This is a genomic window from Synechococcus sp. O70.1 (genome assembly GCF_047462215.1).
Classification (GTDB): Bacteria; Cyanobacteriota; Cyanobacteriia; order Thermostichales; family Thermostichaceae; genus Thermostichus.
In genome coordinates this window covers 26,166-48,007 of record NZ_JANSIT010000003.1, presented here as the reverse complement: position 1 = coordinate 48,007, position 21,842 = coordinate 26,166, and the positions used below count along the sequence as shown (strand labels likewise).

General features: G+C 61.0%; 23 protein-coding genes and 1 other RNA gene. 10 read left to right on the top strand and 14 right to left on the bottom strand.

Annotated elements, in window-relative coordinates; all coding sequences use genetic code 11:
• The first annotated feature begins 39 nt into the window (after nt 1-39).
• Nucleotides 40-795 (top strand): rod shape-determining protein MreC, encoded by a 756-nt coding sequence (gene mreC, locus NW833_RS02395; protein ID WP_414393201.1) that lies wholly within the window; start codon nt 40-42, stop codon nt 793-795.
• Nucleotides 767-1,360, top strand: a complete 594-nt coding sequence (gene mreD / locus NW833_RS02390) for a rod shape-determining protein MreD (RefSeq protein WP_414411425.1) — start codon at nt 767-769, stop codon at nt 1,358-1,360. Before mreC ends, mreD begins: the two co-directional genes overlap by 29 nt.
• Nucleotides 1,361-1,379: 19 nt before the next feature.
• Here mreD and NW833_RS02385 read toward each other — a convergent pair whose 3' ends face one another.
• Together NW833_RS02385 and NW833_RS02380 are read right to left on the bottom strand one after the other, a co-directional pair.
• Nucleotides 1,380-1,658 carry a hypothetical protein gene (locus NW833_RS02385; RefSeq protein ID WP_414405491.1) on the bottom strand — a complete coding sequence of 93 codons (279 nt, stop codon included), beginning with the start codon at nt 1,656-1,658 and terminating at the stop codon, nt 1,380-1,382.
• Complete coding sequence (locus NW833_RS02380) at nt 1,655-2,260, bottom strand: thylakoid membrane photosystem I accumulation factor (RefSeq protein WP_414411424.1); 606 nt, start codon at nt 2,258-2,260, stop codon at nt 1,655-1,657. The genes NW833_RS02385 and NW833_RS02380 overlap by 4 nt, the downstream gene beginning before the upstream one ends.
• 164 nt (nt 2,261-2,424) lie before the next feature.
• On the opposite strand from NW833_RS02380, the gene NW833_RS02375 reads away from it, so the two are divergent.
• Nucleotides 2,425-3,984: a cation:proton antiporter gene (locus NW833_RS02375; protein ID WP_414411511.1), complete on the top strand. Its 1,560-nt coding sequence runs from the start codon at nt 2,425-2,427 to the stop codon at nt 3,982-3,984.
• Here the strand turns inward: NW833_RS02375 and NW833_RS02370 are convergent.
• Nucleotides 3,981-4,448 carry an FHA domain-containing protein gene (locus NW833_RS02370; RefSeq protein ID WP_414411510.1) on the bottom strand — a complete coding sequence of 156 codons (468 nt, stop codon included), beginning with the start codon at nt 4,446-4,448 and terminating at the stop codon, nt 3,981-3,983. The genes NW833_RS02375 and NW833_RS02370 overlap by 4 nt on opposite strands.
• 214 nt (nt 4,449-4,662) lie before the next feature.
• Here NW833_RS02370 and NW833_RS02365 point away from each other — a divergent pair, with 214 nt between their 5' ends.
• The 3 genes from NW833_RS02365 to NW833_RS02355 all read left to right on the top strand — a co-directional run bounded on the left by NW833_RS02365 (nt 4,663) and on the right by NW833_RS02355 (nt 6,533).
• Nucleotides 4,663-4,881 carry an NAD(P)H dehydrogenase subunit NdhS gene (locus NW833_RS02365; RefSeq protein ID WP_414393193.1) on the top strand — a complete coding sequence of 73 codons (219 nt, stop codon included), beginning with the start codon at nt 4,663-4,665 and terminating at the stop codon, nt 4,879-4,881.
• A gap of 27 nt (nt 4,882-4,908) precedes the next feature.
• Nucleotides 4,909-5,526: a low-complexity tail membrane protein gene (locus NW833_RS02360; protein ID WP_414411423.1), complete on the top strand. Its 618-nt coding sequence runs from the start codon at nt 4,909-4,911 to the stop codon at nt 5,524-5,526.
• A gap of 200 nt (nt 5,527-5,726) precedes the next feature.
• Nucleotides 5,727-6,533: a hypothetical protein gene (locus NW833_RS02355; protein WP_414393190.1), complete on the top strand. Its 807-nt coding sequence runs from the start codon at nt 5,727-5,729 to the stop codon at nt 6,531-6,533.
• 370 nt (nt 6,534-6,903) lie between these two features.
• Here NW833_RS02355 and NW833_RS02350 read toward each other — a convergent pair whose 3' ends face one another.
• The 6 genes from NW833_RS02350 to NW833_RS02325 form a co-directional block, all read right to left on the bottom strand.
• Nucleotides 6,904-8,199, bottom strand: coding sequence for a class I SAM-dependent methyltransferase (locus NW833_RS02350; RefSeq protein ID WP_414411422.1), 1,296 nt, complete (start codon nt 8,197-8,199; stop codon nt 6,904-6,906).
• A gap of 31 nt (nt 8,200-8,230) precedes the next feature.
• The gene (locus tag NW833_RS02345) at nt 8,231-9,307 is read right to left on the bottom strand and encodes a glycosyl transferase (RefSeq protein WP_414411421.1); all 1,077 of its coding nucleotides are present in this window, start codon (nt 9,305-9,307) and stop codon (nt 8,231-8,233) included.
• A 10-nt stretch (nt 9,308-9,317) separates the two neighbouring features.
• Nucleotides 9,318-10,211, bottom strand: a complete 894-nt coding sequence (locus tag NW833_RS02340) for a DMT family transporter (RefSeq protein WP_414411420.1) — start codon at nt 10,209-10,211, stop codon at nt 9,318-9,320.
• A complete protein-coding gene (locus NW833_RS02335; protein WP_414411419.1) occupies nt 10,211-10,537 on the bottom strand; it encodes a hypothetical protein in 327 nt (108 codons plus the stop codon). The genes NW833_RS02340 and NW833_RS02335 overlap by 1 nt, the downstream gene beginning before the upstream one ends.
• 67 nt (nt 10,538-10,604) lie before the next feature.
• Nucleotides 10,605-10,886, bottom strand: a complete 282-nt coding sequence (locus tag NW833_RS02330) for a hypothetical protein (protein ID WP_414393181.1) — start codon at nt 10,884-10,886, stop codon at nt 10,605-10,607.
• An 81-nt stretch (nt 10,887-10,967) separates the two neighbouring features.
• A complete protein-coding gene (locus NW833_RS02325; RefSeq protein WP_414411418.1) occupies nt 10,968-11,819 on the bottom strand; it encodes a leishmanolysin-related zinc metalloendopeptidase in 852 nt (283 codons plus the stop codon).
• Between the two features lie 247 nt (nt 11,820-12,066).
• Here NW833_RS02325 and NW833_RS02320 point away from each other — a divergent pair, with 247 nt between their 5' ends.
• Entirely contained in the window at nt 12,067-13,050 is a 984-nt protein-coding gene (locus tag NW833_RS02320) for a glycosyltransferase family 2 protein (RefSeq protein ID WP_414411417.1), read from the top strand.
• On the opposite strand, the gene NW833_RS02315 is transcribed toward NW833_RS02320, so the two are convergent.
• Entirely contained in the window at nt 13,005-13,841 is an 837-nt protein-coding gene (locus tag NW833_RS02315; RefSeq protein WP_414411416.1) for an inositol monophosphatase family protein, read from the bottom strand. The two genes, NW833_RS02320 and NW833_RS02315, sit on opposite strands and share 46 nt — an antisense overlap.
• Before the next feature lie 123 nt (nt 13,842-13,964).
• On the opposite strand from NW833_RS02315, the gene NW833_RS02310 reads away from it, so the two are divergent.
• A complete protein-coding gene (locus tag NW833_RS02310) occupies nt 13,965-15,842 on the top strand; it encodes a protein kinase domain-containing protein (RefSeq protein WP_414411415.1) in 1,878 nt (625 codons plus the stop codon).
• 46 nt (nt 15,843-15,888) lie between these two features.
• Here the strand turns inward: NW833_RS02310 and ssrS are convergent.
• A non-coding RNA gene (ssrS, locus tag NW833_RS02305) (6S RNA) lies at nt 15,889-16,074 on the bottom strand.
• 186 nt (nt 16,075-16,260) lie between these two features.
• On the opposite strand from ssrS, the gene NW833_RS02300 reads away from it, so the two are divergent.
• Nucleotides 16,261-16,785 (top strand): hypothetical protein, encoded by a 525-nt coding sequence (locus tag NW833_RS02300; RefSeq protein ID WP_414393172.1) that lies wholly within the window; start codon nt 16,261-16,263, stop codon nt 16,783-16,785.
• A 3-nt stretch (nt 16,786-16,788) separates the two neighbouring features.
• Here the strand turns inward: NW833_RS02300 and NW833_RS02295 are convergent, their stop codons facing one another.
• Nucleotides 16,789-17,016 carry an indolepyruvate ferredoxin oxidoreductase subunit alpha gene (locus tag NW833_RS02295; protein WP_414393171.1) on the bottom strand — a complete coding sequence of 76 codons (228 nt, stop codon included), beginning with the start codon at nt 17,014-17,016 and terminating at the stop codon, nt 16,789-16,791.
• A gap of 322 nt (nt 17,017-17,338) precedes the next feature.
• Here NW833_RS02295 and NW833_RS02290 point away from each other — a divergent pair, with 322 nt between their 5' ends.
• Nucleotides 17,339-18,949 (top strand): S-layer homology domain-containing protein, encoded by a 1,611-nt coding sequence (locus tag NW833_RS02290; RefSeq protein ID WP_414411414.1) that lies wholly within the window; start codon nt 17,339-17,341, stop codon nt 18,947-18,949.
• 124 nt (nt 18,950-19,073) lie between these two features.
• Here the strand turns inward: NW833_RS02290 and NW833_RS02285 are convergent, their stop codons facing one another.
• Nucleotides 19,074-19,535, bottom strand: coding sequence for a pentapeptide repeat-containing protein (locus NW833_RS02285; RefSeq protein ID WP_414411413.1), 462 nt, complete (start codon nt 19,533-19,535; stop codon nt 19,074-19,076).
• Between the two features lie 540 nt (nt 19,536-20,075).
• Entirely contained in the window at nt 20,076-21,788 is a 1,713-nt protein-coding gene (locus NW833_RS02280; RefSeq protein ID WP_414411412.1) for an HD domain-containing protein, read from the bottom strand.
• Nucleotides 21,789-21,842 lie beyond the last annotated feature (54 nt).

The window sequence follows — 21,842 nt, the reverse complement described above, 5'->3', positions numbered from 1 at the left end:
CTCTCCATTTTGGGTGGGAGTGGTTAAGAGGAGTAGTGCTTGAGTCGGCTACGCCAATGGAGGCGCAAGGTTGGGGGGCTGCTCCTAGCTACTTTGGCCCTAGGGGCCGCCCTAAGCCTGCGCCAAACGAAGGGATCCCTGCTGGTAGAGGCGTACACTCGGCTCACGGCCCCACTCCGTCCAGTCGTGAATCCCGAGGAGGTGCTCCGGCAGGCCGCTACCCGTGAGCTACAGGCCCTAGTAGCCGAGTTGCAGCACCAAAACCGCGAGCTAAGGCGGCTGCTGCAGCTTGCCGAGCAAGGGCCCCAGGTGAAGATCCCGGCAGCCGTAGTGGGCCGCAGTGCCGATCACTGGTGGCAGCAGCTTACCCTTGACCGCGGCAGCCGGCAAGGGATCAAGGTAGGGGATGTGGTGGTGGCGCCGGGAGGATTGATTGGTCGGGTTGAGGCAGTAACCCCCAACAGCAGTCGCGTGCTGCTCATTAGCGATCCCACCAGTCGAGTGGGGGTGACGCTGAGCCGCAGCCGGCAGATGGGTATCTTGCGGGGCACTGGCAGCCAGGAAGCTATTCTGGACTTTTTTGATAAAAATCCTCAGGTAGAGGTGGGCGATGTGGTGGTCACCTCGGGGCTGAGCAGCCTCTACCCCGCCGGGATTGTCGTGGGAACAGTTCGGGCAATTAACTTAGATGCTAGCCCTGCTCCCCAGGCCACTGTTGAACTGTCGGCGCCGCTAGGGTTTCTAGAATGGGCCTTGGTCTACCCCTATGCTCAACCTGCGGCTTCCCCCTCTTAAACTTCACCTCAACTGGCTGGTTACCGTCCTGTCAGGGCTGTTAGCAGCGGTGGCTCCGTGGTGGCGGGGGCCGGGCTTGGAGCTGGCGGGCTTGACCCCCGATTGGCCTTTGATTTGGGTGGTGTGCTGGAGTGTGCGGCGAAAAGCTTGGCAGGGGGCTGTTGCCGGGATCACCCTGGGGTTTCTGCAGGACGCCCTCACCAACCCCTATCCTACCCATGCTCTGGGGTTAGCCGTGGTCGGGATCCTCGCAGCCAGGTTGCAGAAACAGCGCTATGTGCACGAGGACTTTATCTCCATAGCTTTGATTGTCTTTGGCATGGTGGTGATTGCCGAAACGCTGATGGCATTGCAATGGATGTGGCTGACGGCCTTTGCCCCGGCAGGCATGGCAAGTTCCCCGCTAGGAAGCCTTGGCAGCGCCGGCCCCCGCTCCCTAGAGAGCATCTGGTGGAACCATCAACGCAATGTCCTTACCTCGGCCATTTTAAGTAGTTTGTGGGCACCGGCTCTGTACTGGCCTCTTAGCCGTTGCTGGCACTCCCAAGAGCGGGATCTGCAGTAGCTGCGGAGGGAAGAGCAAGCTAGCCCAGCACCCAGCGCTGCAGGGCAATGCCAAGGAGCAGGCCCAGGCCGCCAAAGCGCACCACCTGCCAAAAGGTTGCAGGGAGAAACACTTCCAGCAGATAGGCTTGCAGCCGTTCTTCTAGCTGGCTGACTTCCGTCTGGAGCTCAGCCCATTGGTCAGGGGAAAGCTGCGACAGGCGCTCCAGCTGGCGCAGGTCGGCTAGCCGTGCCTGTAAGATCTCAAGCCTTGCTTGCAGAGCCTCAAGCGGATCCGGGGAATCGGGAGGAGCTGTCACGGCTGGGTCTTGGCTGGAGTGAAAAATCCGGTCTGAATTTCGTTGAAGGGCTTGGCTTGGATCACCCCCGGGGGAAGGGGATCCAGCTGGAAAAGAGCCCGAATGGCGTTCTCCACTTCCGTGATGGGGCGGTTGCCGATGGAGTGGTAGACAAGCTTGCCCTGGGAGTCAAAAAGAAGGGTTTGGGGAACTCGGCCGCTATAGTACTGGCCGCGCTCATCGCCTGGCAAAAGAGAATCCACTGAGTAAGGAATGAAATAGACTGCCCGGCCATAGCGAACCTGCAAGCTGGAGAGAGTTGCCGCGTACCGTTTGCAATCGCTGCTGTCGTCGATGTAGTAGACAAGAAGGGCCGGGATCCCTTGTTCCTTCGCCTGCTTTAGGGAGACGCGCGGCGGAACCATGCCCCCATTGGAGCCGTAGAGGGCAAAGATGTTGCCGTCGTAGCGGTCGTCGTTGAGAAGAGCATGGGCAGGCGGAGACAGCCAACCCGTTAACAGGAAACAGGCAACCAGCAGGAGAAGACGGAGCTGCCGCATATTCAAGAGAGGGCCTGTCGGAAAACCCGGCAAGGGGGGACTTCCCCATTGTGCCACTTGCACGGCGCCGCCTTGTTCCCCTGGGCTGGGATCCAGCTGGGGAGCGGTGGATGATGGCCTCCGCCCATCGTCAGTTAGCCGGCGCTATTCGTGCCCCCTAGGCATTGCCAGCAGGCTACGCAGGAGGTTAGCCTTTGGAACAGTCTCCTGGCAGAGCGACTCTAGAGATGCTGCTCTGCGGAGGCCAGCCTAGATGGAAAGCTGTCCATGGGAGGGTCTTGGATCCGGTGTTGCTAGCTGTCGAAGCCGCTGCTTCCGTTGAGCCGCCAGGGGGAGACAACCTCGCCCCTGTGATCTTGGTGGCGGTGCTGCTGGCACTGGTGGTTATCTACCTGGTCAGCCGCATTGCCGGGGAAATAGCCGTCCGCTTCGGCTTTCCTCCCGTACTGGGCGAGCTAGTGGGGGGTGTCCTGGTGGGCGGTTCTGCCCTGGGGCTGCTGGTTTTTCCCGAGGGGCCGCCTTCTGCTGAGACGTTGCCTGCTTTGGCCCATGCCTCGGCTCTTATGCAACTTTTACAGGCCACCGCTGGCCTTGACGAGGGATCCCTGGTGCCGGTGTTTGCCTCCCAGGCTGAGATCATCGAGGTCCTCTCGGAAATCGGGGTCATTATCCTCCTCTTTGAAATTGGCCTCGAGTCCGATCTGGGGGAACTGTTGCGGGTTGGCCCGCAGGCGGCGGCTGTAGCCGTTATTGGGGTTGCTGTCCCCTTCGCGGCGGGAACACTGGGCCTGCTCTACCTTTTTCATGTGCCCGTCATCCCCGCCATCTTTGCGGGGGCAGCTCTGACGGCAACCAGCATTGGCATTACCGCCCGCGTCTTGGCCGAGCTGCAAAAGCTCACCTCCCCCGAAGGCCAGGTGATCCTTGGCGCCGCCGTGCTGGACGACGTGTTGGGCATTATCATCTTGGCCGTGGTGGCGAGCTTGGCCAAAACCGGCGAGGTTGATGTCGCCGATGTGGGCTTCATCCTTGTCAGCGCTGTCGTCTTTCTGGTCGGCTCTATTGTCTTGGGGCGACTCCTCAGCCCCTACTTTGTGGCTCTCCTCAGCCACCTGAAGACCCGCGGCAACCCCCTTCTGCCGGCTCTGGTGTTGGCTTTCCTGTTGGCCTACGTGGGGCAGGCCATCCACCTGGAGGCGATTCTGGGCGCCTTTGCCGCTGGCTTGATTTTGGGGGAAACGGACAAGCGCCAAGAGCTAGGAGAACAGATCAAGCCCGTTTCCGACCTGCTGGTGCCCATCTTCTTCGTCTGTGTTGGGGCCAAAACCAACCTCGCCGTCCTTAACCCCACCCTCCCTGCCAACCGGGAAGGGTTGATCATTGCCGCCTTCTTGGTTAGTGTTGCCATTTTCGGCAAGCTGGCCGCTGGCCTGGGGGCGTTTGGCAAGCCGGGCCTCAGCCGTTACGCTGTCGGCGTGGGCATGATTCCCCGCGGTGAGGTGGGCCTGGTGTTTGCCGGCGTGGGATCGGCCAGCGGTGTTCTTTCCGACGCCCTCGACGTCAGCATCATTGTCATGGTGATTGCCACCACCTTCGTTGCCCCCCTCTGGCTGCGGGGAGTGCTGGGGGGTGGAGAAGCAACAGCAGCCACCACGGCAGCTCCAGAGGCCCCTTCCTCTCTCCTAGAACTCCAAGCCGAGGTTACAGAGCAAGATCGCCAAGGGGCTGAGGGCACCCTAGAGCCTGTCCCTCCAGCCTCGGAACGGCTGGGTATTCCTGAGAGTTAATGGAACGGTTGCCGCTCCGCCCATAGGCGCCGCCAGATGGCCTGCACCAGCAGCCGGATAGGATTGCGCCAGCTCGGCCCCCCTTCTGCAACCTTGGCCGCTGCCTGCGCCGGCGGTGCTACTTGGACTGGGGACGGTTCGAACCGCTGCAGCGTGGTTGCCCGCCGATCCAGGACTGGGGTCTTGAGGCTGCGGAAGCTTACCTCCTGGAGGTACTGCTGCAAGTCGGCCTCAGAAGAGCGGCAAACGTAGTATTGCAGCCGCACCTGCTCTCCCAACAGAATTTGATCCCCGTCTTTGAGATCCCAGCTCAAACATCTCTGCCCGTTGACCGAGAGGCCGTTCGTGCTGCGCTTGCCCTCGATATTCCCATCCAGCAAGCGGTAGGTGTACTGCCCGTCCTTTTGCGGTAGCCGCAAGAGCAGGGCGTGTTGACGAGAAACAGCCGCCGAATGAATGACAATGGCGTTGCTGGGATCTCAGGTGGCGGCACTGAGGGCCAAGGCTCGCCTTCCCTGCTCGTCGTCGATCACCAAAACGTGCCAAGTTTGGGAAACTGGGTCGGCAGGCATGGCTTGGGGTTAGCTTGGCCAGGAACGGAGGGGCCAAAGAGGGTCTTCCCTATACCCCTATAATAGGGTAGGGCTTTTTGCCCGCGAGGAATCGTAAACACCGGTCATGACTGCACCTTCCTCCCTTCTCCAGGAGCTTCCTCCGATTTACCCTGGCGTTGCCGTGCGGGTCATCAACCCCAACGATACCTACTACCTCTTTGAGGGCCAGGTGCAGCGGGTTACCGACGACCACGCTGCCGTCCTTTTTGAAGGCGGCAACTGGGATAAGTTGGTAACCTTCCGCCTCACAGAATTGGAAGTGGTGGACAAGTCCCGCCGCTAGCTCTCTTGGGTGTCCCGGGGACTTCCCATGCGCAGCCACTGGCAGGAACCTTTCCTCTGGATCCACGCTGCGGGGATCCTCCTTTTCCCCCTGTGGATGGGGCTAACTATTGTTGGGTTGGCTATGGGGGATCCCCTCCTGCCGGTGGGCGTGGAGCAGGCCGCAGTGGCGGTGGCAGGCATTGGGCCGGTTTTAGCCATGCAGTGGCGCAAGCCCTTCAATGTCTTCAGCCTGTGGGTGGTCGCCTTTCCTCCGGAGGAGCTCTCCCCTGACCAGCGCCGCATCCTGGCTGCTTTTGTGAGCCCGGAACACAAGATCTTGACGGTGTTGGCGGCGTTCCTACTGCTAGAGGTTCTCGAGCGTCTTTACGACTTGGCACCTCTCTTTGCCCCCCTTACTCCCGGCGATGGCAGTCGGCTAGCGGGTCTAGTCATTGCCGCCTTTGGCTTTTGGGGAGCCAATGTGTTTTTGCAGATCCCTCTTGCTGTGGCGCGGGTTCTTTTCTTGAGCGATCTGGAGCTGGCCCAGATCGACCCCATCCCTGCTGAAGAGATTGAAAGCCGCTTTTCCAGCTTCGGCAATCGCCATAACCTTTTGCTGCAGCGGCTGCTGCGCCGTTTGGCCAGGGTCCCAACCCAACCATAAGGCAGGGGTGGAAACCGGTCTGGAGCCCAAATCCCCAGGGCCAGCTTCCTCGGCCACGACAGCCACACCCTAAAGCCCAGCTTTTCTTTAGCCGAGTTTTGAGGGCAGGTTTCTGCCCCGAAGAGGCTGCAGCTCGATGTTAGATTGGATGGGATCCAGACCATCGGCATTCTCCCGACTTCGAGGCTATTGCACCGGCCATGGCGAGCAACTTTTCCTTCCGCTTCAGGCAATTTGCCCAACGCCTCCGAGAAACCACCCAGCTTCCTCCCTTTTTCACTGACCAAGCCACCAGCGAAACCCAAAACCTGGCCCGGGAGTTGGCCTTGGTGGGGGAATATGCCACCCAGCTCAGCCAGGTGGTGATGGAAGTGGACTTCCTCAACCAGCTCTATACCCGCCTCTTGAACGAGCGAGAAGTGCTGCAGCAGGAAAAAGAGAACTTGGAGGCGCGGGTCTTTGAGTTGCAGCAGGAGCGCAACGAGATCGAGCCCCAGGTGATGCACCTGCGCGAACAACTCAGCCAAGTTGCCTTTCAACTGGAGCAAACCCAAAACCGCGAGCGCAGCCTCAGCGAACGGGAACGACAGCTCTCGGAAATTGTTGCCCAACTGGAGCGCCGTCGAGCTGTGCTCAACCAGGCCATTGAAAACCTTACCAACCAGGAGGCCGACTACACCGTCCGCAACAAAGAGCTGGAAGCGGTGATCAAAGACAACGAGCGCAAAGCTCAGCAATACCTAGAGGCCGTCAACCACTACCGCGCCTACTTGGAAGAGCTAAACGCCCAGATCCAAGAGGCCCAGGCCAAGCTGAAAAGCCTCGGGGTCGAGCCCAAACCCGCTAACCTGCCGCGGCTTGAGGATATGGAAAAGCCAACTCCTATCCCCACACCGCCGCCTTCCCCTCCAATTGGCTACCCACCGCCCCCACCTCAGCAGTCTCCTCCAACCCAGCCAGGTGGCTATTGGCAGGAGAGCCCCTTCGACGACGATCCCTGGGCCTAGCCTGCCGGCAGCCGCTTGGCAGCGGGGTCTAGCGTTCCGCTCTGAAATCCGCTCTGAAAGACTTATACAACCCCGGGCAAAATCAGACTTTCGCTTGGGGTTGAGGCTTTCTTCCTGCTTCAGCGACCCATGGCTAGTGGCACCCCTACCACCCTGCCAGAGGGATCTCCACAGGCGTGACTTCCCCGCGAGCTGCAGGTAGTTGCTCCTTGCCCACATAAGGCACACAGGCTAAAGACGGAGCCAACTTTAGCCTAGGCAAAACGCCTACTCAAGAAGATTACCGGCTAGCCTACTAGCTCAGCCCATCTACGTCAAGGCAGAAGGTTAGTTGTGCCACAAAATGGCCAATTGTCCGGTGAATCAAGGACTAGAGGAGAACCCTCTTCTCTTGGGAAGGGGTGGGATCCAACATCACAAACAGAAACGACTCCAGCCCTGCTAGGTAGGTGAGCACCTGCTCCTGAGCCGCTTCCTGGTCTATTCGATGGGCTTGGGCTGCTTGCTCGATGAGGCTGGCCACCGCTGTTGGCCCCTGCAACAGAGATCCCAGCCAGGCCATCTGGGCCCCGGGAATGGTTAGGCGCCCGCGGCTAGCCCCTGGCCAATTCATAGCCAACTCCTGCTTTTTTTCGTGGGCCTGGGCGAAGTTGTGGCGAAATTCAGCGTTGTCCGCCAAGATGGGGTTGAGCTGTACCCTGCCTCTCAGCCAGTCTTCATCACTCCAGGGCAAGACCAGGGAAGAGCCAGGGTGCTCCGCCCAAAAGTCGATGAGGCGGTGGTTGGGGCAGATCAGCTCGTAGAGGTGGTTTTGCTCGGCGGGAGAGAGCTTGTCCAGCTCCGCCTCTAGCCAAGCCGGCATGGCTCTGTCTTTGAACAGCAGCGCTGGATCCCAGTCAGCGTAGTCCACAAGGCAAACCAAGCCCAGCTCTGCCTCTTGGAGCATGCGCATCAGGTCTGGGATCAGAAATCCCTTGTCGCCGGGCAAGAGGTAGTTGGCCCGGATGTTGCCGTCGTCGCTGTAGATCTTGGGATCCCAGTGCAGGGCAGCCCGCAGCTCGTCGGAGGCCAGGCTGGCCATAAACTCCCGCACCCGCCGGCAGGCTTCGGGGGTGGGCAGCTCAAACAGGCCCAGCAGCTGGAACGCCTCCTGCATGCGGAAGATCACCTCCCGCTGGTAGGCGTGGTGTAGGTTGGCCCGCAGGATCCCGTTTGGCTTGAGCACTCGCTTGAGGGCCTTTAGCCCAGCCACCGGGTCGTCCAGCAAATAGAGCACATCGTTAAGGCTGATAAAGTCAAACTGCAACCCGAGCCGTTCGACCTCCAACAAGTCTAGGGCGTAGAGCTCCACCTCCCCGAACCCGTGGTAGCGCAGGCGCCGCTCGGCTGCTCGCACTGACTCTGGCGCCAGATCACAGGCCACCAGCCGCGCCCCTGGATTGGCCTCCGCCAAGAGCAAGGTCTCCCAGCCAGAGCCACAGCCGACATTGAGGATGGTGATCCCCTCGCTGGGCAGGATAGTGCGGCTACGGGCGTATTGGGCCGTCGTCCAGCTTAGGCGGTACAGGCTGTCGATGGCGTTGCGGCCCGACGCCTCGAGAGGTACGTTGGGATAGGGCAGTTCCTCGTAGAGTTGCCGCAAAGACTCAGTCGTGCTGCCAGCCATGGGATCCGCTCCTAGGAAGCTGCTTCTTATGCTACTGCCCCAGGAAGGCCGCAATAGCGCCGGCAATGGCCTCATTGCCCCCGCGATCCAGCTCCTCCGGCGCCTGGGGAGGGTGAGGGGGATCCCGCAAGAAGTCCCAGGATCCCTCGAAAAGCTCCTCGGCAGAGAGGATGCGATGCCAGCCGTAGCGCCGCAATCCCTCCACCAATAGGGGCGACTCGGCAAACCCAAGGCGGTTGACACAGGCCATGGGCGTGCCACAGCGCAGCGCCTCTGCCAAAGTGCCATAGCCCGGCTTGGACACCACCCAGCGGCAGAGGGGCATCACATCCACTGGCCGCCACACTTGACCGTCTAGGACTCGCAGGTTGGGCAAGGCAGGAGCCTGCTGGTCAAAGGTGAGAAACTGCCAGTCGGGAAAATCCTCCAGCCGCCCGTAGGGCAAGCCCTGCAGCCCCAGCCCGCCAAAGGTCAACAAAACCGTGGGTCGCTCTCGCTCTAGCCCCAGGCGCTGGGCCACCTCCTCTGCCAAGTAGCGCGGATCCGACCCCGTCAGCCCCACTGCCTCTTGGCAGGGAAAGGCGCCCATGGGCTCGGCAAAGGGCAGGCGAAACAGCCGCTGGCACCGCCCGTACAGCTCGCGGATCCAGACCACGAAAGGCTGGAACTGGGGGCCATACTCTTGATAGATAAAGTCCCAGCCGAAGTTGCTCGCCATCCAGCAGGGGATCCTGGCGGCCTGGGCAATTGCTGCAGCCAGCGGCGGCACGTCCGCCAACACCAAGGGTATCCCCTGGGCGCGAATGAACTCCGCTTCTTCCTGAATCAGTGCCTCAGCCCCGGCTTTGAACGTCTTGAGGGCAGCTAGTGTAGCCGGCAGATCTGCCTGCAGACCATCGGGCTGCACCACGCCTACATCCAGGGCCCGCTGTCGATGGAGAAACGGCCCCTCCACATAGCGCTCCAGGAGCCAGCGGGGGGCTGGTGTCACCCAAATGGGCAGGACACTGGGATCCCGCCGCCGCAAAGCGTTTACCACCGCCGCCAGGCGAGTGACATGCCCAAACCCATGGGCCGTTGCCGCCACATACAGAGGAACCGGCTTCACTGCCACAGCCTCAGGAAAGAACAGGCTGAGGTCTTTCCCGCCAGGAGACCCAGAGGTTGCTGGCCAAGATGAGAACTAGGCCCAGCACGGAGCCGGGAGCGATCTGCTCCCGCAACAGCACCGCAATCAGCCCCAGCGACAAGAAGGGTGCTACATAGACCCAATTGGCCAGGGATCCCCGCTCGTTCGCTAGCTCCAGCGCCCGCAACCAGAACACAAAAGTCAAGCCCATCTCCGCCAAGCCGATGTAGGCCGCCCAGCCCAGCCCTGCCATTGTCCACCTCAGCTCCTGAAACGGCAACAGCAGCAGACAGTAGCCGCTGCCGAAGAGAAATCCCATGAACAGCTTCAGGAGGGCATCCCGTCCATCCCGCACATTGAGCAGCCAGTAGAGAGCCCAAATAGCGGCGCTGCCCACTGCCAGCACCACTCCCCAGGGATCCTCCACCTGCAAGGTGCCCCAGGATCCCCCCGTGGCCACCAGCACCACCCCCAGCAGGCTTGTTCCCAAGGCCAGCAGTAGCCGCCCGCGCAGGCGCTCCCCCAACAGCGGCACCGCCAAGAGAGCCAACACCAGCGGCCAGGTGTAGTTCAAAGCCAGCGCCGCCTGGGCCGAGAGGCGATCGTAAGCCTGGAAGAGCACCCCGTAGTAGCCAAACGGGTTAAGTAGCCCCTGCAACGCCGACAGGGCAACCTGGGAGCCCTTTTGTTGGGCAACAAGATGCGCCCGCCCTGTTACCACCAGAGCCATCCCCAAGATTAGGCAGGAGCTGCCCGCCGAAAGAATCAGCAAGGCCGTCGGCGCAAGGTGTTGCAAGCCAAACTTAAAGGCGCTGGCTGCCGTGGCCCAACCCAAGATGGCTGCCGCCAGATAGGCATAGGCTCGGCGGGGATCCCTGCGCATTAGAAGCTGTCGAGATCTCGATCCTCCGGCTTCGGCTTCGCTTTGGTGGAAAGGCCCAGCCGCGGTGCCACCACCCAGGCGTAGAGCAGGTAGCCCAGCCCCGCCACCACTGCCCACCTGAGAAGGGTGACGAACACCCGAAAGACTAGCCCAACCAGCAGGATACAGCCCAGGATGGCCAGAACCGGCAGCAGGGGGCGCCCCCACGTCCCAACCCAAGCCCAAAGGGCAGCTTTGTCCTGGGACGAGCTCCGCAACTTGGCAGCGGCCGCAGTCGCCTGCTCCAGTTCAAGCTCAAGCTGTTTCAGCCGTTCTTGCTCTGACATAGGGAGCAGTCTCTAGGATCCAGAGCCACCTCCATCTTACGGGCTGCTCCTCACAAAGTCGGGCAACCTAGGCCCGCGCCGAGAGGATCTCTTGGGCCATGGCGCGGAACGGATCCAAAGCTGGGCCGGGGCGACGGTTGGGACGCGGAGCCGGGATCTCGTTGGGCACAAACGGCTTCTCGACCACCACCTTAGGCTTAGCAGGCGCAGCCGTTGGGGCAGGCTTGGAGGAAGCTGCCGGCTGGGTTGAGGCCGGGCGAAAAGGCCCGGTAATAAAATCCACTAGGCCGCCGAAGAGGATGCCAAAGAAGGAAAAAAGACCACCAAACAGCTTTTTGAGAATGCCCATAGCCAATTGCGAAAGTTATGCAACCCAACACTCATTATTGTTGAGGTCGAGCACCTTGGCTATGGGTAAACATTCTTAGGCTCAGGGATCCCCCACCTCTCTGCCAGCAGCGTCGAAGCGCCGCAGAGGTAGGGCCAGCTCCAGCTCCTGCAGCTCCAAGGGTTCCAGCGGTTCCAAGATGACCCGGCTGCGCCCTAGCTCAAAGCCATCGGCTGCTGCTGGGTTCACTCTATAGCCGATATCCGCCATGGCTCCCACCGTGAGGATGCTCAAGGGATTGGGCACGCCCCGGTCGAGACGGCTGGTCATCAGCTCGCGGCCCAAGACACTCTCCCGCCAGTGGGAATCGCGGGATCCCACCCCAAATTGGTTCTCCAGCGGCACAGAAGGGGCATTGCCTCCTAGCGTAGAGAAAGCCTCAACTGCCCGCAGGCCGATAAAGCGGGGGTCATAGCCCGGCGGCGTCGGCTGATCCCGCCCCACCAAGCCCACTGTCAGCCCCTTGGGATTCCAGACACTGGGCAAAAAGCCAAGGGCATGGCCCAGCTCATGCAGGGCGGTGATGGGCAGATCCCCCCGCTCTTCCAAAGCCGAGAGGTTTTGGCTGTTGAACACAACAACGGAGTAGAAAGGCAGGCCATTGGAGGCCCGCACAAAACAGGGAGCGGCTCCCCCTAAAATCCGCTCGTTGCCCAGGTTTCTCGCCCGCACCTCCACCAGCAGATCGTCGATGGGGAAATCGAGCGAGGTGCTGGGAAACCCCGCAGCGCACTCGTCGGCCCGGATGGTGGTAGGCGGCAGATCCGGCTGATCCTCGATGATGATCTCCTGCCACCTCAAGGCCGCGCTGCGGACAATGGCTTGTTGGCTGGGAGTGAGGCTGTTGTCGGGGAAACGAACGTCAATGGTGAACTGGGAAACAGGAGCAGCCATTGGCGAAGGCAGAGTTGGAGGGGGAAGGGCTTCTAAGGAAGAGAAACCCCCTCTTCCCCCGCACGCTTTGAGGAGCAGTAGCAGCACAGCCATGAGGAATCCGAGCAGGCGCAGGCTCCAGGTTCGGCGTCCAAGTTGCCGCAGCCGCAGGAAATGCTTCGCCCTCTTCTTTTGAACAACCATAGCTGGGCTGGCCGTCAAAAAGCCTCCGAAACGCTAACATTGGCTGCAGCGCTAGGGATCCTCGGTGTACATCAGCGTCATCATTCCCACCTACAACCGCCTTCCCATCTTGCAGCAGTGTCTGCGGGCCTTGGCGCAACAGCAGCCCGGCCCCTACGACGGCTACGAGGTGGTGGTGGTAGACGACGGCTCCACCGACGGGACGGTGGAATGGCTGCAGAGCCAGCCGCCGGCCTTGCCGCCCCTGAAACTCTTGTGCCAAGAGCACCGCGGCCCTGCTGCAGCTCGCAACCTGGGGTTTCGCCACGCCCAGGGATCCATCATCGTCTTCATCGATAGCGACCTAGTGGTGGTGGAGCACTTCCTGGCCGCCCATGCCCAGATGCTGCGGCGGCATGGGGTTACCGGCAATCCCAACTCGCCCCACGAAGCCAAGGTCTTCACCTACGGGCGGGTCATCAACACCTGCAACTTCCAGGATCCCCGCTCCGAGCCTTTCAAGCTCACCGACTTCTCGGCCGCTTTTTTTGCCACCGGCAATGTGGCTATCGCCCGCCACTGGCTAGAGCAGGTCTGCGAAACCCCTGCCGGCCCCTTCGACGAGCGGTTTCACCTCTATGGCTGGGAAGACCTGGAGCTGGGGGTGAGGCTCAAGCGCCTGGGCTTGCGCCTGGTCAAGTGCCCCCAGGCCACTGGCTACCACTGGCACCCCCCCTTTGAGCTGCAGCAACTTCCAGAGCTCATTGAGCGGGAGCGGCAGCGGGGCCGCATGGGCATCCTTTTCTACCAAAAACACCCCACCTGGGCAGTGCGTTTCATGATCCAGCTAACGCCCCTGCACCAAGTCCTTTGGGGCCTGCTGTCGCTGGGGGGCTGGTTGAACGAAAAGCGACTGGAACCGCTGCTGCGCTGGCTAATCCAGAAGGGACAATCCCAACTGGCCCTAGAGCTGTGTCGGATTTTCTTTCTCAACTGGTATAACGTGCAAGCAGTTTATGCCGCTTACAGGGAAATAAAGGCGCGAAACAGCGGCACCCACTTTGCCTGAGCCACCAAGAGCGTCGGGTAGGTCAGCTGGCCATAGTCCTTGCCCACCCTCAAAGGCTGGCCGGGATCCGGGTCAGCCGGGCCCAGAGGCTCCCACACTGCGCCAGCTCCTTTCGCAATAGCCCACACTGCCGCCACATCCCAGATCTTAGGCGAGCGCTCCACCGCGCCCAAAAGGCTGCCGCTAGCCACCAAGAGCAAGTTGTAGGCAGCTCCCCCTAGCATGCGCGCCTTGCAGGGAAATTCTGGGCTAATCCAATGGCCGCTGCGGGAGCAAAAATTAAACAGTTGGTTGGGGCCGGGTGGAGCGGTGCTGGGGCGGATGGGTTGAGGACAAGCAGGATGCCGGTCGTGGCGGGTGAGGAAGGCCCCTGCTGGGGCATCCCCGGGAAACTGGGGCCAATAGCCGTAAAAAGTCTGGCGGATAGGTGGCAAATGGACACAGCCAAACACAGGCAGGCCCCAGTGCAGCAACGCCAGCGAGCTGCCCCAGATGGGGATCCCGTGGGCAAAATTGGTGGTGCCATCGAGGGGATCCACCACCCAGCACCACTCTGTCTCGGGGAAGATGTGGTTTGACTCCTCGCTCAAGTAGCCGTGATCCGGATAAGCAGCGGCAATGGCCTCCTGAAAGGCCCGATCAGCCCACTGGTCTGAAGAGGTTACTAAGCTGCCATCCGCCTTCTCCATGGAGCGTGCCTGGCCAAAGTCAGCTAAAAGCTGAGAGCCCACCCGGGCTGTCAGCTGGAGGGCAAACTCGGTGACCTCGCGCCAAAAGGAGGAAAGCTCCATGCTCTAATCCTAGCGGCAGCCTAAGCCGCCCAGGAGCAGCCAGATCCCCTCTTCCCCGACCGCCCTCAGCTCCAAGCCGACTAGAATCGCTGACAGGTCTGCCGCAACCGGCCTTCCTCCTCCATGAACCCGCAACTGATTGGACAACTGATTGGCAACCGCTACCGGCTGATCCGACCCATCAGTGAGGGGGGGTATGGCCAGGTGTTCGAGGCAGTGGATACCCAGCTTGGCCACGAGGTGGTAGCTGTCAAGTTGCTGCGCCCGCCGCCGCCGGACATGGGGCCGGAGTACTACCAGCAACTGCAGCAGCGTTTCCTGGACGAGGCAAGGGTAAGTGCTTTGCTGGGGGAGCACCCCAACATTGTGCAGGTACGCTCCTACGGCCTGTACCAAAACCAGCCCTACCTGGTGATGGAGTACCTAAACGCCAAGCCCTACACGGGCCAAGGTTTGGACGCCGTGCTGGCGCAAGAGGGCCCTCTGCCTCCTGAGCGGGTGGTGAACTTGGCCTTGCAAATTTGCTCAGCCTTGCACCATGCCCACAACTTCCACATAGATCTAGGCAAACACTCCATTCGCGGCGTTATCCACCGCGACATCAAGCCGAGCAATATCTTCGTGCAAAAGGGTCCTGACGGCAAGGAGCGGGTCAAAATCCTCGACTTCGGCATTTCCAAGCTGATGGGAGAAGCCTCTCGCCGCTTGACGCAGACGGGCTATTTTCTGGGCACGATGGTCTACGCCTCCCCGGAGCAAATGCGAGGAGAAAAACTAGATGCCCGCTCCGACATCTACTCCCTGGGGGTGGTGCTGTACGAGTTACTCACTGGCAAGCTTCCCTTCGAGCCCGACACCGATACCTTGCAGGGCTGGTACCACGTCCATAACTTTCAGCAGCCCCGTCCCCTGCGAGACCATCCCCTGCCTCACCCTATCCCCGAGGCGCTGGAAAAGGTGGTGCTGCGTTGTTTGGAGAAAGACCCTGCCCTTCGCCCCGCCACTATGGAAGAGCTGGCTCAAGAGCTCCAGGCTGTCTATTCTCCGCGGCAAGAGGAGACCCCTCCCCGGCGTATCCCCGCGGGCTTTGGCGGGCAAGGGACTCCACAGGCTCCCTCCAGCTCGGAGGCAGATGAGAAAAAGCTGCAGCAAGCCGTGCATTGGATCGAGGCAGGCGAGTACAAGAAGGCCGTCCGCCTCCTCAGCGAGCTAATCCAGAAGACTCCCAACGACGCCCGCTACTATCTCTACCGCGGCCTGGCTCACCAACGGCAAGGCCATTGGGGTCTTGCCCAGATGGACTACCAAGGGGTGCTGCGGCTGGAACCGGGCAATCCCTTTGCAGAACAGGGGCTACGCGAGGTCGAGCAGCAGGTGGGTTCTGACCACAGACCTACCCTGTTTCCTACAGCTACACCTCGGCGGGGCAGAAGGTTGGCCTGGGCTTGGCTTTTGGCCAATGGGGCAGCAGCTGGCGGCGGCTACCTAGGGTTGGCGGCTTTGGCTCCGCTGCTGGTTCCTTTCGGATCCCTCCAAGGGGCGGTGGTTGGGGCTGGTCTTGGCCTGATGACGGGGCTACTGCAGTGGGCAGTGCTGCGGCGGCAGGTCTCTTGGCGGTGGGTGGCGGCTACGCTGCTGGCTACAGCTGTGGGTTGGCTGGCAACAGATCTCCTAGCTCCTCAGGTGGAGGGGGTGATCCCTGTCTTGGATCCGAACGATCCCTGGATCCAGAGGATCCTCCCAGCGATGGCTAGCCCCCTACGCGGCTTGCTGGTGGGTCTTGGCGTCGGTGGGCTGCAAGGGATCCTACTGGCTCGACGGGGGAAAGTTGCCTGGGCCTGGCTCTTAGCAGCAGGGGCAGAAGGGGGAGGAACGGCTCTGCTCATGGGCCTGCTGTTGGCTAGCTCTGCTGGGAACCCCTGGTTGCTGCTCCTTGCAGGTCTTTTGGCCTCTACCCGTCCCCTTAGCGCTCTTGTGCTTTTGTATTGGTGCCGCAGGTAGTAAAGACTCCAAAACAGCAAGAAAGCCCTCTCTTGAGGGCCTCCTTAGGGATACTGTTTGCGCCGTTTTACCGTTGTTTTCGACCTGGAAAATCCACGATAGGACATCGGGGATGATATTGATAGTTTCCAAACCAAGTTTGGCTTACTACTCTCACATCCACACCCGTCCTAATTGCCAAAGGGTATCGATCGCAAAAACATAACGGCAGTCACCAACGCCTCAGTATCCTCTGGCCATCTTACCCCATTCCCCTGCGGGATCTGTCAAGGGCCTAGCAAGAAGTCCCTCTTCGGATCCCTTGCTCTGTGGCTTTTTGGGGTACGGTAGGGGCATGCGGGTCAGGTAGCTCCCGTAAAGGGGAGAATCTCTGCGTGCATCCGTTTTGGAATGTCCCTATTGAAACGTCCTTCTAGCCATGCTGGGTTCTCTGTTGGACAACATCTACGGCGCCTGGTTCCTGCCAGAACGTACCTTTCGCTTGCTGCGGCAACAGCCTGTCCTCTGGCAGGCGTTTGGGGTGGTAGCGCTGCTTAACCTCCTCGAGGCCATTCGCCGCTTCGGGTTCAACCTGCCGAGCCTAGTACTGGCAGTCCTGGCGGGATTCCTGGGCTGGGTGAGCTTGGCAGCTTTGTTGCAGGGCCTGGCCTTTTGTTTTGGGCGGGCTGCCCCCTCCTTTGCGGCCCTGCTTTGCCTGACGGGTTTTGCCGGCCTGCCCTGGCTTCTGCTGGGGCCTGCCCAAGCTTTGGGCGGGGTTGCCGGATCCCTGTTGGGCTTGGTGGCCCTGGTGTGGTTCGGGGTTTGGCAAGTGCGGGCGGCGGCGGTGGCCCTGGATCTGGAGTGGTGGCGTTTGGTAGGCCTGATCCCGATGGCCTTTCTGGGAGGGATCCTTTCCCTGAACTGGTTGACCAGTGGCCTCTTGGCCTTGGCCTCTCTGGGCTAGAGGTTAGCTGGGTACTCGTTGCAGCTCTGGTCTTTCCTCGGGGAGGATAGCGCCCTCTACGGGGCAAACCTGGAGACAGATGCCACAGTCAATGCAAGCAGCAAAGTCGATCCAGAAGTAGTCGGTGCCTTTGGCATTTTTGCCGTTCCCAGGGTGAATACAGGCAACCGGGCAAGCCTCCACGCAGTCGGCAACGCCTTCGCAAACGTCAGTAACAATGGTGTGCGGCATGGATCCCTCCCGCGGACGCTTCTTAGTCCTGTTGGCCAAGGCAGCTAGCCTCAAGTCTGTCCGCCCTCTGCCCCTGCATGGCGGATGGCTTTGTCATTCTAGGCGAAAACGAGCGTAAATTCTTGGGGAGCCACCGCCAAAGAGCGCACCCGCAACTGCTAGCGAAGGCGGGGAGAGAGGGTGGAAGTTTGGGCTAAGCTTTCCCTGAGGGAATCCAAATTAAACGGGAGCGGCAGCCATGCGGTGCTCGTGGCCCCTGGCGCTAGGCCTAGGTTGGGTGCTCGCCTGGTCGAGTGCTAGCCTACCCACCTGGTCCCAAGGTGTGCAACAGCAAGCCTCGCTGGCCTGGACTGAAGCCTACGTGGCAGCGCTGGAGCGCCAAACAGACCTGGTGCTGACCCGGGAGCCACTGTCAGCCCCTCTCACCCGCCTGGAATTGGCCCGGTGGTTAACCGAATTTTTCGGCTACGTGCCCAACCCCAAGCAGGTGCAAGAGATTCGCGACCTTGAGCCCAATACCCCTGACTATTGGACGGCGCAGGCGGTGCTACAGGCAGGGGCCATGCGTCTTTACGAAGGCAACGAGTTCCGCCCCCAAGGGGATCTCACCCGCCTAGAAGCTCTAGCCATCCTGGTGCGGGCCTTGCGATTGCCTGCTCCCAGCCAGGCTGACATCGAGCGCTGGATGGCTCTGTACACCGACGCTGCTGAGGTGCCAGAGGTAGGGCGAGCTCTTGTGGCTATGGCAGGGGAAGCGGGCCTATTGGTGAATGTGCCGGATCCCGCCAAGCTGCGGCCCAACCGGATCCTCAGCCGTGGTGAAGGAGCAGTGCTGCTGCACCAGGCGCTGGTACATCGCGGAAAGCTGCCGCCTCTGCCGCCTCCAGTAGCCCAACTGCGTCCTTCCCCGGCGCCAGTGGCCAAAAGCGTTCAGCCTGAAATCTTGCAAACACGAGTCATTCCTGAAGCGGGAGTGGTGCTGCCAGGGCAAACCCTGACGGTCGAGGCCCAGGGCACCCCCAACGGCAAGGCCAGCGTGGATATCGGAGACCTGGTGCGGGGCTTGCCCATGGAGGAGGTGCAGCCTGGCTACTACCGCGCCGTTTACACCCTTGGCCCCCAAGACAGCGCCCTTAGCCCCGACATCCGCATTCAACTTAGCCTCAACGGGCTGGAGACCCGTGTTCAGCGGCGGCTCCCCCAGTTGGCCTTGGGCAAGGTCGCTCCCCCGAGAGTCGAGCCGCTGTTTCCTCCTTCGACCCCTCTGCCCCAGCCGGCCCCTGCCCCTCCTACTCCCCTGGCCGCCAGCCACGGCCCTCGCATCACGGCCATTCGCCTGCATCCCCAGCGCGACCTAGTGGAAGGAGATATCCTCACCATCGCCATCTGGGGGGACTCAGGGGGAGTGGCCCAATTTGACCTGGGCAACCTGGCCCTAAACCAGCCAATGCGGGAGGTGCAGCCTCACCACTATGAGGGCACCTACGTGGTGGCTCCCACCCACCAGGCCACCAATCCTACCTTGCGGGTTGTGCTTACCAAAGACGGCCTCAGCCAGGAGTACCGGGAGATCTTTCCTTTCTCAATCGATGGATCCAAAGGAACCCGCCCCACCATTCAGCCGGCTTCTGGGCCTGTGGTCGCCGGGCCGCCTCGGATTTTCAGCGTTACCACCAACAGCACCAACCTGCGCAGGGGCGAGATCCTCAGAGTAACAATGCAAGGGGATCCCGGAGGGCGGGCCGCTTTTCGTATTGTCGGGGTAACTCCCGAGGTAGAGATGCGGGAGGTGGCACCGGGCCTCTATGAAACTCAGCAGCAACTGCCCTCCAACATGCAGCCAGTTAACAACGGCATCATCGAGGTAATCTTGGAGCGGGGCGGGCAAAGGGCCATCCAAACCAGCCCCTCGCCCATTACCATTGCTCCTTGACCATGCGATCTCTCTAGGGCTGGCCCGTGTGGGAGGGGCCAACTAAAAACAGCATGATTCCTGACGCAGGGAGATCTAGTACGCCTTTGCCGCTTTTTCAACCAACACCCCATAGACCTTGGGGCTACAAAGTCGAAGGATGGTATGTCCCATCGGGAAGAATCGTGCCCGTCAAATCTTTGAGCCGTTCCCATCCAAAGTCAAGCTTGGCACCTGTTAGGTTGGCCCCTCTGAGCTGAGTACCCACCAGTTCGGCCCTGCTCAGGTTAGCCCCGCTCAGGTCGGCATCCCATAGGAAGGCCCCGCTCAGGTAGGCCCTGCTCAGGTTGGCCTTTCTCAAGTCAGCTCCGCTCAGGTTGGCCCCACTCAGGTTGACCCCACTCAGGTTGGCCTTCCACAGCTTGGCCCCCCTTAGGTTGGCCCTTCTCAAGCTAGCTCCGCTCAGGTTGGCCCTGCTCAGGCTGGCCCCGCTCAGCTCGGCCTCGCTCAGGTCGGCCCAGCGGAAGTCGCGCTCGCCAGCTTTATACTTTGCTCGAATATCTCCAACTTGACGTAGGGGAAGCCGGTACGCCTTTGCTGCCTGCACGTGCTGGGCACTGTCTGATTTCAGGAGTGTTTCCCAAGCAGCAAACCTTTACCTCCCACTCCCTATCCTCATGCAGTGCTTTAATGAGAAGCTGCGCACCTTCTTCCCCACGTTGGAGAGCATCTTTGAGAGCTCGGATTCTCACTTGGGGATCCGGACTGGCCAGCGCTTGTCGAATAGCCACCAGGTTACCCAAGGCCCGATCCAATCCGCCAGGCCCTTGTCCACCTGAAACAGGATTGAAGTTTTCCGCCACCGTACTGCCTCCTGGCTAGACGTTAGCTTGGCCTCAACAGCCCCATGCTGCCTCGTGAGAGTAAGTCAGCCCCCTCAAAAGCAGGGATTCTTTCAAGCACTCTGGGCCGATAGAGACGAGCACTTAGTGGAGCCGAGCCCAGATAGATCCCACCCAGTCGCCATGGAAGTGAAACCCACACCCACAAATTTTTGCCGTAATCAGCAGACCCCCAGGTGTCTCCACTGCCAACAGTCTGAGTAGAGCCAAGTCTTGAGTCTACTTGTGCAGAATGTATTCCCTGGCTAGACGGCTACCTCAAAGGGATCGGCGCTGGGCTGGATCTGGGTGGATAGTTTGGGAATTACCTGCAGCTTGAACTGTTGCTCGAAGACCTTTTTCTTCTCGTTCAAGCTCCACAGCTCTAGGGCGCAGTCGTCGTTGGGATGCTTGGGATCCAAAATTAGCTCCATACGGCGGGGGCCCTCTCCCAAAAGCTGGAAACGGCAGTGCACCGCTTGGATGGCCTGCAGGCGGCGGCGATCAAGAGCACAGGCTATGCGCAGCAAGGGGCTAAGTTCCAGTACCACTTGGCGATCCCGCTCGTTGGTGAGGCGCTGGAAGTTCTCGTGCTTCTTCTTGGGGGGCGACTTACGGTGGTAGCGGGCTAGGTTGGCAATCACCTCCACCTCTTCCTCGTTGAAGCCCAAGAGTTCCCCGTGGCGGATGAGGTAGTAGGAGTGTTTATGGTGGGCGGCATGGCTGATGAAGTGGCCGCAGTTGTGCAGCATGGCCGCCGCCCAGAGGAGAGCTCGCTCCCGGGATCCCCAGCCGTGCAAGATGCCACGGGTTTGATCGAAAAGGCTGAGGGCAAATTCTGCCACCCGCTCGGCATAGGGGATCTCGACTTGGTATTTTTCTGCCAACTTGAGGACGCTACGCCGCCGCACCGAGCTGTGGTAGCGCAGCCGATCTTCAATTAACCCTTGGCTGATCATCCAATCCACGATCAGCCCTTCCCGCAAGGCCCGCTCGCAAAACTGGATCTGCTCCACCCCCAGCAGGGTCATCACTTCCTCCAAAATGACCGCCCCAGCTAGGATAATCTCTCCCCGCCTTTCCCCTAGGCCAGGTAGCTTTTGCCGCTCGGCCACGGTGAGGGAGCGCAGCTCCTTGATGTAGCCGCGCAGGGCTTCCAGGCTAAACCTGTACCCGTGCAGGCGAGTGGGGGGATCGCCCAGGCGGCGGCGGGCATCCAACTGGGCCAGGCACTCCACGGTGCCGGAGGTGCCCACCAAGGCCAGGGATCCCGCCTGGGGGGACGACTCGACAATGCGCCGCATCTGCTCGATGGGAGCTTCCAACATGCCGCGAATATGCTGCCGCAGCGCCTGCAGCTCACCAGCCGTAGGCGGGTCGTGGTGCAGGAAAGCTTGGGTCAGGCGCACCGCTCCCACCTTGATGCTGCGCAGAAACTCCGGCTCTTGGCCGTTGCCCAAAATCAGCTCAGTGGAGCCGCCACCGATATCCACCACCGCGTGCAGCCGGTTGTGGAACTCCATGGCCGAGAGCACGCCCAGGTAGATGCGGCGGGCTTCCTCCTGCCCTGAGATGAGCTCCACCCGCAGGCCCAGCTCCCGCTCAATCCGCTTCAAAAACTCCGGCCCATTGGGGGCTTCGCGCACGGCACTGGTGGCCACCGCAACAATATCCTGCACCTGAAAGCTTTCGGCAATGCGGCAAAACCGCTCCAGAGCCGTCCGCGCCCGTTCCATGGCAACAGGCGTAAGGGCGCCTGTCTGGCTGCAAAACTCCCCCAGGCGGACGGTGGCTTTTTCGCGGGAGATGATGGTGAAGCTGGGGATGTGGGGGTTGATGCGCACCACCACCATATGCAGAGAGTTGCTGCCCACATCAATGGCGGCGATGACGGGGGCAGCTCCCGCGTCTGCAATGGAGAGCGGCTTCAGTTCAGAGGCCGCAGAGCGTGTAGCGAGGTTGGCAGGCGAGAGGCTCATGAAGCCAATGCAGGGGTGGCAACACTTCTAGAATACTGTGCGCTTTTGCCCCTT

Coding starts and splice junctions, on each gene's coding strand:
- mreD (WP_414411425.1), top strand. CDS start 767: ATGCTCAACCTGCGGCTTCCCCCTCTTAAACTTCACCTCAACTGGCTG.
- NW833_RS02375 (WP_414411511.1), top strand. CDS start 2,425: ATGCTGCTCTGCGGAGGCCAGCCTAGATGGAAAGCTGTCCATGGGAGG.
- NW833_RS02365 (WP_414393193.1), top strand. CDS start 4,663: ATGACTGCACCTTCCTCCCTTCTCCAGGAGCTTCCTCCGATTTACCCT.
- NW833_RS02360 (WP_414411423.1), top strand. CDS start 4,909: ATGCGCAGCCACTGGCAGGAACCTTTCCTCTGGATCCACGCTGCGGGG.
- NW833_RS02355 (WP_414393190.1), top strand. CDS start 5,727: ATGGCGAGCAACTTTTCCTTCCGCTTCAGGCAATTTGCCCAACGCCTC.
- NW833_RS02350 (WP_414411422.1), bottom strand. CDS start 8,199: ATGGCTGGCAGCACGACTGAGTCTTTGCGGCAACTCTACGAGGAACTG.
- NW833_RS02340 (WP_414411420.1), bottom strand. CDS start 10,211: ATGCGCAGGGATCCCCGCCGAGCCTATGCCTATCTGGCGGCAGCCATC.
- NW833_RS02335 (WP_414411419.1), bottom strand. CDS start 10,537: ATGTCAGAGCAAGAACGGCTGAAACAGCTTGAGCTTGAACTGGAGCAG.
- NW833_RS02330 (WP_414393181.1), bottom strand. CDS start 10,886: ATGGGCATTCTCAAAAAGCTGTTTGGTGGTCTTTTTTCCTTCTTTGGC.
- NW833_RS02325 (WP_414411418.1), bottom strand. CDS start 11,819: ATGGCTGCTCCTGTTTCCCAGTTCACCATTGACGTTCGTTTCCCCGAC.
- NW833_RS02315 (WP_414411416.1), bottom strand. CDS start 13,841: ATGGAGCTTTCCTCCTTTTGGCGCGAGGTCACCGAGTTTGCCCTCCAG.
- NW833_RS02310 (WP_414411415.1), top strand. CDS start 13,965: ATGAACCCGCAACTGATTGGACAACTGATTGGCAACCGCTACCGGCTG.
- NW833_RS02300 (WP_414393172.1), top strand. CDS start 16,261: ATGCTGGGTTCTCTGTTGGACAACATCTACGGCGCCTGGTTCCTGCCA.
- NW833_RS02295 (WP_414393171.1), bottom strand. CDS start 17,016: ATGCCGCACACCATTGTTACTGACGTTTGCGAAGGCGTTGCCGACTGC.
- NW833_RS02280 (WP_414411412.1), bottom strand. CDS start 21,788: ATGAGCCTCTCGCCTGCCAACCTCGCTACACGCTCTGCGGCCTCTGAA.